This window comes from Herbiconiux sp. SALV-R1, assembly GCF_013113715.1.
Lineage (GTDB): Bacteria > Actinomycetota > Actinomycetes > Actinomycetales > Microbacteriaceae > Herbiconiux.
The window spans coordinates 3171744-3185272 of record NZ_CP053344.1 but is presented as its reverse complement, the minus strand read 5'-3'; the positions used below and the strand labels follow the sequence as shown (position 1 = coordinate 3185272).

General features: G+C 69.5%; 9 protein-coding genes. 4 read left to right on the top strand and 5 right to left on the bottom strand.

From position 1 onward, the window contains the following. Positions 1 to 133: 133 nt before the first annotated feature. A complete protein-coding gene (locus HL652_RS15220; RefSeq protein WP_171706092.1) occupies positions 134 to 640 on the top strand; it encodes a PaaI family thioesterase in 507 nt (168 codons plus the stop codon). Positions 641 to 693: 53 nt separating this feature from the next. Here HL652_RS15220 and HL652_RS15215 read toward each other — a convergent pair whose 3' ends face one another. Beyond that, positions 694 to 1239 carry a Dps family protein gene (locus HL652_RS15215; protein WP_171706091.1) on the bottom strand — a complete coding sequence of 182 codons (546 nt, stop codon included), beginning with the start codon at positions 1237 to 1239 and terminating at the stop codon, positions 694 to 696. A 155-nt stretch (positions 1240 to 1394) separates the two neighbouring features. Continuing rightward, positions 1395 to 2528 (bottom strand): AI-2E family transporter, encoded by a 1134-nt coding sequence (locus HL652_RS15210; RefSeq protein WP_371743514.1) that lies wholly within the window; start codon positions 2526 to 2528, stop codon positions 1395 to 1397. A gap of 118 nt (positions 2529 to 2646) precedes the next feature. On the opposite strand from HL652_RS15210, the gene HL652_RS15205 reads away from it, so the two are divergent. After that, positions 2647 to 3000 carry a DUF7882 family protein gene (locus HL652_RS15205; RefSeq protein WP_171706090.1) on the top strand — a complete coding sequence of 118 codons (354 nt, stop codon included), beginning with the start codon at positions 2647 to 2649 and terminating at the stop codon, positions 2998 to 3000. A 41-nt stretch (positions 3001 to 3041) separates the two neighbouring features. Here the strand turns inward: HL652_RS15205 and HL652_RS15200 are convergent, their stop codons facing one another. Both HL652_RS15200 and HL652_RS21520 read right to left on the bottom strand, forming a co-directional pair. Then, positions 3042 to 3242: a hypothetical protein gene (locus tag HL652_RS15200; protein ID WP_171706089.1), complete on the bottom strand. Its 201-nt coding sequence runs from the start codon at positions 3240 to 3242 to the stop codon at positions 3042 to 3044. A gap of 89 nt (positions 3243 to 3331) precedes the next feature. Next, positions 3332 to 4198, bottom strand: coding sequence for a cell wall-binding repeat-containing protein (locus HL652_RS21520; RefSeq protein ID WP_216603906.1), 867 nt, complete (start codon positions 4196 to 4198; stop codon positions 3332 to 3334). A gap of 1451 nt (positions 4199 to 5649) precedes the next feature. On the opposite strand from HL652_RS21520, the gene HL652_RS15190 reads away from it, so the two are divergent. After that, positions 5650 to 8997, top strand: a complete 3348-nt coding sequence (locus HL652_RS15190) for an efflux RND transporter permease subunit (protein WP_171706087.1) — start codon at positions 5650 to 5652, stop codon at positions 8995 to 8997. Between the two features lie 182 nt (positions 8998 to 9179). Continuing rightward, a complete protein-coding gene (locus tag HL652_RS15185) occupies positions 9180 to 12611 on the top strand; it encodes a S8 family serine peptidase (RefSeq protein WP_171706086.1) in 3432 nt (1143 codons plus the stop codon). 377 nt (positions 12612 to 12988) lie between these two features. On the opposite strand, the gene HL652_RS15180 is transcribed toward HL652_RS15185, so the two are convergent. Beyond that, positions 12989 to 13471, bottom strand: a complete 483-nt coding sequence (locus tag HL652_RS15180; protein ID WP_171706085.1) for a DUF1304 domain-containing protein — start codon at positions 13469 to 13471, stop codon at positions 12989 to 12991. Positions 13472 to 13529: the final 58 nt, after the last annotated feature.

The window sequence follows — 13529 nt, the reverse complement described above, 5'->3', positions numbered from 1 at the left end:
GCTACCGCCGGTGGCACCAGTCTTGCTACCGGCCGACCACCGTGTCAGCGTCCACTCTCCACGCGGGCCCGCGGGCGGCGGCCCCGTGGGAGCCTGCGGGTGAGGGCCCGCGGGGCGGGCGTAGCCTGGGGGGATGAGCGAAGATGCTGCGCACCGGAGCCGTGTCGTCGAGTGGGATGACCCCGTGGCGGGGGCACGTCAGAGCGCGACTATGTCGGGAATCGACTACCTCGGGGCGCTCGTCCGCGGCGAGATCTCGGCGCCGCCGATGGCGAAGCTCATGGGCATGACGCTCACCGAGGTGTCGGAGGGGCGAGCGGTGTTCCGGTGCACACCCGACGAGTCGCACTACAACACACTCGGCATCGTGCACGGCGGGCTCGTCTGCACCCTGCTCGACTCAGCCGTCGGCTGCGCCGTGCAGACCACCCTCGCCGCCGGGCTCGGCTACACCTCGATCGAGCTGAAGGTGAGCTACCTGCGCCCGCTCAACCGCGACTCGGGCGAGATTACGTGCGTGGGCACGGTCGTGAAACCGGGGCGCCGGGTGGCGTTCGCGGAGGGTGTGGTGACCGACGCATCCGGTGCCGTCATCGCCACGGCGAGCAGTTCGCTGTTGGTGTTCCCCGTGGAGGCCTGAGGGCTCCACGGGGAACAGTGCCGAACCAGGCCGGTCGGAGCCGGCTGGCGTGGCTACTTCGAGCGCGATGGCGTGCGGTTCTCGGCGCTGACCATCCAGGCGTGCTGCTCGAGACGCTCGATGATGGCGTGCAGCACGTCGGCGCTCGTGGGGTCGGCCTCGTCGACATCGTCGTGCACCTCGCGGATGGTGCCTACGGCCGCCTCGAGACGCGCCGTGATGAGGTCGACGGTCTCGGCGGTGTCGATCTCGCCGTTCGGGTACTCGGGTAGCGTCGTGGTCGCCGCGACGGTGTCGCTGCGGCCGTCGGGCACCGCGTGCAGTGCGCGCAGGCGCTCGGCGACGGTGTCGCTGAATTCGCGGGCGTCGTCAATGATCTCGTCGAGGTGCAGGTGGAGGTCGCGGAAGTTCTTGCCCACCACGTTCCAGTGCGCCTGCTTGCCCTGGATGTGCAGCTCGACCAGGTCGACCAGCACACGCTGCAGCGACTCGGTGAGCACCTTCGGGGCGACGAAGCCGCGCTCGGCGTTCTGGCGGCGGGTCGACTTGGCGCCGCCGTCGCTCGGAACCTCGACGTGACGTTCGATTGTGGAGGTCATGGATGCATCCTTTCGTCGGTGCTCGTCGTTCTCGGGCACGACAGTACGCCTGGCCACCGACACCGCAAGGGGCTTGCGCCGAAGCTGGGAGCGGCGTGGATGCGGTCGCCGGCCGGGGGCGGCCGGGCGGCCGGGCCGATCGGGGTCGAAGTCGCTCAGACCTTGGCGTCTTGCTTCGGGAAGACGACCTTCTGCACGATGATGATCGCCGACGCGGCGATGGGGATCGCCACCAGGGCGCCGAGCACGGAGCCCAGGGTGCCGCCCGCGATGGCTGCGATCACGACGATCGACCCCGGCACGGAGACCGCCCGGTTCATGATGCGGGGGCTCAGGAAGTAGGCCTCCACCTGCATGTAGATGAGGTAGTAGATGCCGGCGGCGAGGGCCGTGAGCGGTGAGGCGAACAGGCACACGAGAGTGATGATGACCGCGCCGCTCAACGTGCCGACGAGCGGGATGAGGGAGGCCAGGAACGCGACGAAGGCGAACAGGGCCGGCAGCGGAGCGCCGATGATCGACAGGAAGATGAGGCTGAGGATGCCGTTGATGGCGGCGAGGCTGATCTGCCCCACGACGTAGCGACCGACGGCACCCGTGACGTCGTCGGTGAGCGAGGCGAAGGAGGCGCGCTTGTTGGCGGGCACGAAGCGGTAGGTCATGCGCTTCATGCCGCGGAGCGAGGCGAGGAAGTACAGGGTGAGGATGAGCACGATCACCGAGCCCGTGACGCCCGAGGCAATGCCCGACCCGACGGCGAGCAGCCCTCCGCCGAGGGCGAGGAGGTTGTTCGGGTCTTGCAGGAAGGCCGTGGCGTCTTGAACCGCCTTGTCGATGTCGACGAAGTTGCCGATCTGACTCTGCAACCCCGTGACGAAGTCGCTCTTGGTGAAGTCGCTCACGATCTGCGGGAACTGCGAGCCGAAGTTCGTGGCCTGGTCGACGATGAGCGGGATGACGGCGAACAGCAGGCCGCCGAAGATGAGGATGACGGCGGCGAACACGATCACGATGGCGAGCGCGCGGTTCATGCGCCGCTCGAGCCACGACACGAGGGGGTCGAGGCCGAGGGCGAGGAACAGGGCGACGCCGATGTAGATGAGCACGGTGCTGAGCTGCTGCACGATGCCGCCGATGAGGATGGCGAGCAGAACACCCAGCCCTCCCACGAGGCCGATGCGGAAGGCGTTCACCCGCACTGCGGGAACGCTGCGCTCACCGCCGAGTTGCAGGTCTGACCCGGGCTGCGTGACCTGTGCCTCCGGCTCACGTGACTTGCTGCCGAACACGGCGCACCTTCTTCCGGTCTGTCGCGAATTCGGGCTGTCCCGATCTCAGGGCAACACTAGCCCTGGGAGCGTTTGCACGCCCGACGTGTCTTAATGGAACGTCGAGAGGAATCGCTCCATGGGAAAACTGCTGTACGGCTCGTCGGGCATCGAGATCGAGTTCGACGACCGAACGCTCACGCATCTGCAGATCGTCATCGCCGCGAAGCTGCGGCGCAAGGAGAGCTTCTTCTTCTCCTGGAAAGACGATCCCGCCATCGGTGACGGTCGGTCGAGCATCTGGCTCGACGCGAGCATCCCGCTGTACTTCAAGTTCGCCGGGGGGAGGGTGCCTTCGATCAATCGCGAGTGGCTCGACATTCTCACGGCGTCGTCGAACGGGAGCGGCGGGCTGCAGTTCACCGACGAGCCCGGTCCGAACGGTGCCCCTCAGACCAACGGCAGCACCCCCGGGCCCGCCACCGTTCGCTGACGGGTGCGGCACCGGTGGTGCTGCCGACGAGTGGTGACGCGTCAGAGAGACGCTTCGAGCGCTCCTTGTGCCTCTTCGAGGCTGCGGTAGGTGCCGAGGTTGCGCCCGGTGCGGGTGGTGACCACGAAGCCGTGGGTCCACTTCTCGGTGACGATGCCGACCGGATGCTCGTCGGCGGATGCGACCCAGAGTCCCCGCTGAGCGCTGCGCCACGAAACGGGCGCGGTGAGTGTGTCTGCCATGGTTCTCCTTTGAACGCGACCATCGCATCTTAGTTCCCACGTCTGAACTTTCACCGCCTTGACAAGGTCTCCTTTCTGGGGGTTGCGCGTCAGTCGTCGATGTCGTGAACGTAGCTGCCGAGGATCTCGACGACGGTGTCCGAGACCGTGTCGGGGCCGCCGAGCACGTAGACCGCGCTCGGGCCGAGACGCTCTAGGGTCTCGCCGATGTCGATCGGGATCGAGTCTTTCTGCACCAGCAGCACGGGTGCGCCGGCGGCGATGGCCGCGGCCGAGCCCGTGAGGGCGTCGGGGAAAGTCTCGCCGGAGGCGATGTAGACGGCGCCGCCCGTGTTCTCGACGAAGGCCTCGTCGGCGACGGCGGCGGAAGTCTCGTAGCGATCGGCGCCGCTCACCCTCACGGTGTCGGCGATCTCGGCCAGCTCGAGAGCGACGGTCTCGCCGATCGTCTCGGTGCCGCCGAGAATGATGATCTTCTCGGGCCCTAGGGCGACGATCTCGTCGCGCACGGTCTGCGGCAGTTCGTCTTTCTTCGTGAGCAGAACGGGGGAGTCCTTGCCGGCTGCCGCCGCTCCGCTCAGCGCGTCGGGCGCCTTCTCGCCGCTCGCCACGTAGACCGTCGTCGCCGACCCGAAGCTGTCAGCGGCGACCGCTGCCGACACCTCGTACCGATCGGTGCCCCCGATGCGCTCGACGGTGCGGCCCTCGGCCGCGACCGCGGCCTCGACCCCGGTGCTGACGCTGTTCGTCCCGCCCAGGATGACCACCCGCTCGGGCGAGAGCCGATCGATCTCGGCCTGCACGCTCGCCGGCACCCGATCTTTCTCCGTCAGCAGCACCGGCCCCCCGGCCTCCCCCGCCGCCGGCGCCCCGCTCAACGCGTCGGGATAGTTCGCCCCCGCCGCCAGGTACACCGTCCCGGCCCCCTCCGCGAACGCCCCCTCCGACACCTTCACCGCCGTCTCATACCGATCCGCCCCCGCAGCCCTCACCGCTGCCCCACTCGCGCCGAGATTCCGCAGCAGCACGTGGAGCGAGTGGTGGTGAGACGGGCGCGAATAGTCGTCAGACGTGAGGTTGGTGGCCCCCGTCGCCCAGCTGACGAACTTCCCGTCTGCGGAGACCGCTGGTGCCCAGGAAGCTTGGTTGCCTGGTTCGGGGAGGCGGTTTGTGCTCGCGACACGAGACGCACCTGTCGCGGTGTTGTTCACATACACCTGGCAGATCGGAGAGCATGTCAATCCCTCGTATGCAACGACCGTCCCGTCAGAGGAGACGGACGGATTCTTGCCGGGCCTGGGTGCCCCCGCTGCCGTCAGGCTCGTCATGGTCGTAAGACCCGTTGCTCGGTCTCGCGTATAGACATAGGTACCCGGTCGAGGTGCTGTGGTCTGAAGGTTTGTCGCCGAGCTGTCGAATGCTACCGACATGCCGTCCGCGGAGATCGATGGGTGGGCGGAGTCTCCATCGCCGAGTCCGACCCCGGAGGAATCGAGCGAGACGACGTCGATCCGCCCGGTGACGGTGTCGCTGACGTAGACCTGTCGATGGCCGTTGGACGGCAGGGCGGCATGAGTCTGCGTCGATGTGAAAGCAACGAATCTCCCGTCGGCGGAGATGGACGGATCGCTGGCATCGACCATCGGGTCGAAGCCGACCAAGGACGTGACGCCAGACGGATCGATCTTGTACACGCGCGGGCGGGCGACTTCATAGGCCTCGCCAGGAAGGACGTCGGTAGCGGCGGTCTCGTACACGATGGCGTTCGCCGACCCAGACATGTCCAAAGAGATGACCGAATCGTTCCCCGGCTCCGTGGTCGAGCCGTACCGAGTGTTGACTAGGCGCGATGTACCCGTGAATTCTGACCACACCCACACGTTGTTACCCCACCTCGACGCGACGACCTGTCCGTCGTCTGAGATCACGGGATCGCTTCTATAGACCCCGATCGACTTGGTCTTGTCCGTCACAGTGTCCCGAATGAAGACCTGGAACGGCCCATCAGTGTGGCTCTCCCCGGTGGGGATGATGTCGTCAGCGGTCGAGGCGAAGGCGACGAACCGGCCATCGGCCGAGACCGACGGGGAGGCGTAGCTCTCGCTGTTCGTTGATGCGATGCCCGGCACCGATGAGACGTCGATGAGTTGGATGGTGCCGGGGGTGGGTGGGACGGCGTGGGCGGAGGGGAGGGCGCTGGTGGCGAGGAGGGCGCCGGCGACGAGGCCGACGGAGGTGAGGGCGATGGTGCGGCGGGAGAGGGACGAGATCGGGGTCATGAATCGAGGATAGCTCGTTACTGATGATTCGTCATCTAGTTATCCACAGGTGGTGCCGACCACGGCATCCGTTCGAATGCGATAGCTAAGATGCTTGAACACAGCCGCACACCCTCAGAAGGGACCTCGTGCACTTCCTCGCCGTCGTCAGCATGAAGAACCGGGCGCTCATCGCCCTCGTCACCATCGTGGTGGCCGTGTTCGGCAGCCTCGCGCTGACGAGCCTCAAGCAGGAACTCATCCCGTCGATCGAGTTCCCGCAGCTCGCGGTGCTCACGACCTACCCCGGCGCGAGCCCGGAGGTCGTGAACGACGACGTGTCGACGCCGATCGAGGCCGCCATCCAGGGCGTCGAGGGCATCGAGACGACGAGCGCCACGAGCAGCACGAACCTGTCGATCATCTCGGCGACCTTCACCTACGGCACGAACCTCGCCACGGCCGAGCAGAAGATGACGCAGGCCATCAACCGCATCAAGTCGACCCTGCCCGAAGACCTCGACCCCCAGGTGCTGAGCGGCAGCATCAACGACCTGCCCATCATCTCGGTCGCCGTGTCGAACTCCGACGCCGACACCAAGGCGCTCGCGCAGCAGCTCGAGACGACGGCGGTGCCCGAGCTCGAAGACGTCGAGGGGGTGCGGGCGGCCGAGATCCTGGGTCAGATCGGTCAGCGCGTCACGATCACGCCGCGCGCGGCCGACCTCGCGATCGCGGGGGTCTCCGCCACCGACATCACGGATGCGGTGAAGAACAACGGCCAGCTCATCCCCGCGGGCACGCTCACCGAGGGTGGCCAGAGCTACGCCGTGCAGGCCGGCAAGAAGCTCGCCTCCACCGACGACATCGCCGCACTTGCGCTCCCGGCCGTCAAGGCGGACGGCACGCCCGTCACCATCGGCGAGGTCGCCACGGTGGCCCTGGTCGACGACCCCGTCACCTCCATCTCGCGCGTGAACGGCGAGAACGCCCTCACCCTCTCGGTCACGAAGCTCCCCGACGCGAACACCGTCGAGGTGTCGCGCGGCGTGCAGGCGCTGCTGCCCGACCTCGAGGCGGCCATCCCCGGTGCGACCTTCACCGTGGTGTTCGATCAGGCCCCCTTCATCGAGCAGTCGATCGAGTCGCTCGCCACGGAGGGCCTCCTCGGCCTGCTGTTCGCCGTGATCGTCGTGTTCGTCTTCCTGCTCTCCGTGCGGTCGACCCTCGTCACGGCGATCAGCATCCCGACTTCGGTGCTCATCACCTTCATCGGCTTGCAGGCCGCCGACTACACGCTCAACATCATCACCCTTGGCGCCCTCACCATCGCCATCGGGCGCGTGGTCGACGACTCCATCGTCGTCATCGAGAACATCAAGCGGCACCTCTCCACCCTCACCGGCACCACCCTGCCCCCGCGCGAGGCCGCGGCGGCCCGCGCCGCCCTCATCGTCGAGGCCGTGCGCGAGGTGGGCGGCGCCATCACGGCCTCCACCATCACCACGGTCGCCGTGTTCCTGCCCCTCGCCTTCGTCGGCGACACCACGGGCGAGCTGTTCCGCCCCTTCGCCCTCACGGTCACCATCGCCCTGCTGGCCTCCCTGCTCGTCGCGCTCACCATCGTCCCGGTGCTGGCCTACTGGTTCGTGCGCCCGCCGAAAGAGAAAGCGCGCACCGGGAAGGCCGCGGCGCAGAGCGGCACCGCGACGCTTCCGGATGCTGGGGTCACCCCCACAGGCCCGGCCACCGCATCCGCCCACACCGCCGAGCACGCCGGCCCCCTCCTGCCAGAAGACGCCGCCGTCGCCGAGCTCGCCGCTTCACCCGGCGTCGATGCCGGCGCCGTCGCCGTGGCGACCGCCCCGCCCCGCCGCGCCCGCGCGGGCTCGCACCGCGCCGACGTGCCCGACGAGCCGCCCACGGCCCTCCAGCGCGGCTACCTCCCGATCATCCGCTGGACCCTCCGCCACTCCGTCATCACCATCGCCATCGCCGCGGTCGTGCTGCTCGGCACCTTCCCGCTGCTCGGCCTCATGAAGACCAACTTCCTCGGCTCGAGCGGGCAGAACACCCTCACCGTCACCCAGACCGTGCCCGTCGGCGCGAGCCTCGACGCCCAGTCGGCCCAGGCCTCCGAGGTCGAGTCGGCGCTGCGCGGCATCGACGGCATCGAGACCGTGCAGCTCACCATCGGCTCGAGCGGCTCGACGCTCCGCGACGCCTTCGTCGGCGGCGGCGACAGCGCCATCACCTACAACATCACCACCGACGAGGGTGCCGACCAGGAGGCGCTCCAGGGCGAGGTGCGCACCGCCCTCGAGGCCATCCCCGACGCCGGGGAGATCTCGATCTCGTCGTCGTCGGGCTTCGGCGCCTCCTCCGACATCGCCATCGACGTCACCGCCCCCACCCAGACCGACCTGGCGACGGCGGCGGATGCGGTGCTCAGCTCCATGCAGGGCCTCGACGCCGTGAAGCAGGCGTCGAGCAACCTCAGCGAGTCGCGCCCCTACGTGCAGGTGGCCGTCGACCGCGGCAAGGCCGCGCAGGCGGGCCTCAGTGAGGTGGCCGTCGGCGCCCTGGTGTCGCAGGCCATGCAGCCCACCACGGTCGGCACGATCGTCATCGACGACACGAACTACACCATCTACCTCGTCTCGGAAGACCCGCCCACCACCGAGGAGGAGCTGGCCGCGCTGGCCGTGCCCACGGTCGCGGGCCCGGTGCGGCTCGACTCGCTCGCCACCGTCGGCGTCGTCGACGGCCCCGCGACCATCACCACGGTCAAGGGCGTGCGCACGGCGACGGTCTCGGTCACGCCGAACAGCGACGACCTCGGTACGGCCAGCACCGAGGTGCAGCAGGCGCTCGCCGACGTCGAGCTCCCACCGGGCGCCTCGGCCGAGATCGGAGGCGTGGTCACCGACCAGTCCGACGCCTTCGGGCAGCTCGGCATCGCCGTGCTCGTCGCCATCCTCATCGTCTACGTGGTAATGGTGGCGACCTTCAAGAGCCTGCTGCAGCCGCTCCTGCTCCTGCTGTCGATCCCGTTCGCGGCGACCGGAGCCGTCGCGCTGCAGGTGATCTCCGGCATCCCGCTCGGCGTCGCCTCGATCATCGGCGTGCTCATGCTCGTCGGCATCGTGGTGACGAACGCCATCGTGCTCGTCGACCTCGTGAACCAGTACCGCGGGCGCGGTCTCAAGGTGGCCGAAGCGCTGGTGGAGGGCGCCTCGAGACGTCTGCGGCCCATCCTCATGACGGCCCTGGCGACGATCTTCGCGCTGCTGCCCATGGCGGTCGGGCTCACCGGTCACGGCGGCTTCATCTCGCAGCCGCTCGCCATCATCGTCATCGGCGGCCTGGTGTCGTCGACCGTGCTCACGCTCATCGTGCTGCCCGTGCTCTACAACCTGGTCGAGGGCTTCCGGGAGCGCCTCCGCGACCGGCGGGAGCAGCGGGCCCGCGAGAGGATCGCCGCGACCCGCGTCTGACGCGGTCCCTGGAGTGGGCGCCCCCTCCGAGCGAGCGATCCCCCCGAGTGGGGGGTGGATAGTAAACGTTCGGCAACCAAAAGTGAAGACTGCCGTTCCGCCACAATTCTCCGCATAATCGGATGACATTCTCATCGAATCCCCATCTGGATCCGGTTCCCTCCACGAGAAAGCTGCCCTACGTGCGCCGTGCCCCTCTGAGATCGTCGTCCTTCACCGCACCGAAACGAGGGCCGGCCGGCCGACGAGGCGGCGTCGCCGCTGCGGTCGCCGTCGTCGCCGGTGTGGTGGCCGCAGGCACCTTCGCGTTCCTGCCCGCCTCGGCCGCCCCGGGCGGCTCGGTCGTGAAGCCGCCCGCGGGCCCTTCGAGCCCGGTGTCGTACGCCGACGGAACCTACATCGTCACCCTCGTCGCAGCCCCGGCCGCCACCTTCACCGGCGACGCGCAGCTCGCGAAGACCGCTCCCGAGGGCGGGCGTCAGCTCGACGCCTCGGCCCCGGCGGTCGAGGCCTACGCAGCCCGGCTGCAGAGCCAGCAGGATGCGGTGGCCGCGTCGGTGGGAGCATCCGTCGACTACAGCTACACGCTCACCCTCAACGGCTTCTCGGCGCGGCTCACCGGAGCGCAGGCGGCCGAGCTCGCGTCCCACAAAGACGTCGCCGCAGTGACGAAGTCGGAGGTGCTGAAGCTCGACCGGGCCACCGCACCCGAGCCCGGCGCGACCGAGGCCACGGATGCGGCGGTCGACGCCCCGATCACCACCGCCGATCTCACCCCTTTTCCCGACACCGGTCAGGTCGCCTCGACCGACTTCCTCGGCTTGACCGGTGACGACGGACTCTGGTCGGAGCTCGGCGGCATCGAGTCGGCTGGTGCCGGCATCGTCGTCGGCGACCTCGACACCGGAATCGCTCCCGAGAACCCGTCGTTCGCGGGCGACGAACTCGGCACCACGGCCGGCGCCGACCCCTACCTCGCCGACGGGCGCATCGTGTTCGAGAAGTCCGACGGCCAGACCTACTCGGGCACCTGCCAGCCCGGTCTCGACGCCGACCAGCAGTGGACGGGCGACGAGTGCAACACCAAGCTGATCGGCGCGAACTGGTTCCTGCCCTCCGCGCTCTACGACCTTGTGGGCACCCCCGACCGCCCCGAGTACCTGTCGCCCCGCGACGGTGACGGGCACGGCTCGCACACCACCTCGACCGCGGCGGGCAACGCCGACGTCGACGCCACCATCGGCGACTACGACTTCGGCGACATCTCGGGCGTGGCCCCGGCCGCCAAGGTCGCCCAGTACAAGGTGTGCTGGAACGGCAACGGCGTCGAGACCGAAGACGGCTGCTACACGGAGTCGATCCTCGCGGCCATCGACCAGGCTGTCGCCGACGGCGTCGACGTGATCAACTTCTCGATCGGCGGCGGCTCGGCCACCAGCACCTTCGCGCTCGAAGACCAGGCCTTCTTCGGTGCCGCCGCCGCGGGCGTGTTCGTCGCGGCTTCCGCCGGCAACTCCGGTCCCGACTCCACGACGCTCGACCACGCCTCGCCCTGGTACGCCACTGTCGCCGCGTCGTCGATCCCGACCTACATGGCGACGGCCGAGCTCGGCAACGGCGAGAAGTTCGCCGGCTCGTCGATCACGGTGCACGACCCGCTGACCGCTCCGCTCGTGCTGAGCGACGCGGTCGCGAGCGGCACGGGCGACGCCACGATCTGCGAAGACGGCAGCCTCTCGGCCGCCGAGACCGCGGGCAAGGTCGTCGTCTGCGAGGCGGGCGTCACGGCGCGCGTCTCGAAGTCGGCCGAGGTGGCTCGCGCCGGCGGTGTCGGCATGCTGCTGGTGAACCCGTTCCCGAACGCCGACCACGCCGACGACCACTCGGTGCCGTCGATCCAGATCGACTCCGACGCCTACGACGCCATCTACGCCTACGCGGCGACCGACGGCGCCACCGTCACCCTCGTGCAGGGCAACACCTCGGGTGTCGTGCGTCCCACGCCGCAGGTCGCCGGTTTCTCGTCGCGCGGACCGGCCGAGGCCGACGGCGCCGACGTGCTGAAGCCCGACATCTCGGCTCCTGGCGTCTCGATTCTGGCCGACGGCCCCAACCAGGAGGGTGACGACCCGACCTTCCAGTTCGAGTCGGGCACCTCGATGTCGGCTCCCCACGTGGCCGGTCTCGCGGCGCTGTACCTCACCAAGTTCCCGAACGCCTCGGTCTCGACCATCAGGTCGTCGATGATGACCTCGGCCTACGACACCGTGAACCAGGACGGCAGCGCGTCGACCGACGTCTTCGCCCAGGGTGCCGGCCACGTCGACCCGAACCGGATGCTCGACCCCGGTCTCGTGTACGACAGCGGGGTCGACGACTGGATCGCCTTCCTCCAGGGCGAGGGCTACGTGTTCAGCGAGCCGACCGGCATCGACCCGATCGACCCGTCCGACCTCAACCAGGCGTCGATCGCGATCGGATCGCTCGCGGGCATCCAGACCGTCACCCGCACCGTCACCTCGACCGCGGCCGGCGACTACACCGCCGAGCTGTCGATCGACGGTGTCGACACCACCGTCACCCCGTCGACGCTCTCCTTCGACGGGCCGGGCGAGACGGCCACGTACACCGTCTCGTTCGATGTGACGGATGCTCCGCTCGACGAGTTCGCCACCGGGTACCTCACCTGGTCGGGCGAGAACGGCGACGTGCGGAGCCCGGTGGCGGTGCGCCCCGTGGCCATCGCCGCACCCTACGAGGTGACCGGCGAGGGCAACACCGGCAGCGTCAGCGTTCCGGTGACCCCGGGCGTCGACGGCGAGGTGCCGCTGGCCGTGACGAACCTGGCCGAGGGCGTGCTCGTGGAAGACGAGAGCGCATCCGACGGCCACTCGGGAACGCTGCCGACGGGCAAGCAGTTCGTGTCGACCATGACGGTGGAGGAGGGCACGACCTTCGCCCGCTTCGACCTCGACTCGGTCGACGACACGGCCGACCTCGACCTGTTCGTCGACCTCGTCGACGAGTCGGGTGAGCCGGTGGAGCAGTACCTCTCGGCGACCGGTTCGGCCGACGAGCGGGTCGACCTCGAGAACCCGACGCCCGGCACCTACCAGGTGACCGTCGACATCTACGCGGCTCCTTCGGGCAAGTCGGAGGCCACCTTCGACCTGGTCGAGTACGCGCTCGGTGTCGGTGAGAGCAGCACGCTGACGGTCACGCCGGCCGCGCTCGCGGCGGTCTCGGGTCAGGAGACCAGCTACGAGGCCTCGTGGGCGTCGCTCGACGGGCCGGCGCGGTTCCTCGGCTCGGTGGCGTACGGCGACTCGGGCATCTCGACGCTCGTGTCGGTGACCACCACGCAGGCGGCACCCACGCCGACGCCGACGCCGACCGGGTCGCCCGACCCGACCGGCTCGCCGAGCCCCACGGGCGCGCCGACCCCCGGTGACCCGGGCAGCTCGGCGACCCCGGCGCCCGGCGCGGGCGCGGGAGGCGGACTCGCCTCGACGGGCTTCGCGGGCCTCGGCTTCGGGGCGCTCGGCGCCCTGGTGCTGGCCGCGGGAGTCGCCGCGCTCGTGGTGGCGCGACGCCGGGCCGCGCAGAAGGGCTAACCCCGGGTCGTCACCCCGCAGAACGGGCCCGTCCGGCCGCCGTCACGGCGCCGGGCGGGCCCGTCCCGTGTGTGCGGCGCGCCCCGCCGCGCCGCGCCGCACGCCGCCCGCGAGGCCCTCAGCTCCATCGCGTTCCGACGCGGCACGCGCGACGAAACGACGGATGCTCGGCTCGACACGCCGCCGAGGCTCCGTCGTTCGGTACGGACGCCCCGGGACTCCGTCGTTCGGCCGGAGGTCGGCGCCGGGCTGGTGCGACGGAACGACGGATGCTCGGCTCGACACGCCGCCGAGGCTCCGTCGTTCGGTACGAACGACTCGGAACTCCGTCGTTTCGCCGGGAGGGAGGGGGGGCGGCGGGGCGCCGCCGGGGCGGGTCAGAGGGCGAGGGAGACGAGGAGGGTGATGATGCCGAGGAGGGGCGGGAGGCCCTGGATGGTGACGGCGCGGAGCTTGTCGCGGCCGGTGGAGAGGAGCACCATCGAGGCGGCGAACATGGAGCCGGCGCTGAAGAGGGCGAGCGTGAACCCGGCGACGGCGGCCGCGGAGACGCCGCCCACGCCCGCAGATCCGCCGACCACCCCGGCAGAGTCGCCCGCTCCGGCGGAGCCGCCGAGCACGCCGGCCGAGCCGCCGCCGGCGAGCAGCAGCACGACGCCGAGGAGAGCGCCGATCGCGAGGAAGAGGTTGTAGAAGCCCTGGTTGTAGGCCAGGCCCGCCGTCGTGTCGGCCTCCTCCTGGCTGCGCAGGCCGAACACGCGCCAGGTGGAGGGCGCCCGCCACCGGATGCTCTCCAACACGAAGATGTAGACGTGGATCAGTCCGGCGATGCCGATGAGGATAGAGGCGGCGATTCCCATGCGGCGAGCCTAGGGTGAGACACGGCGCCAGCGCCAACACGAAGCAGCGCCAACACGA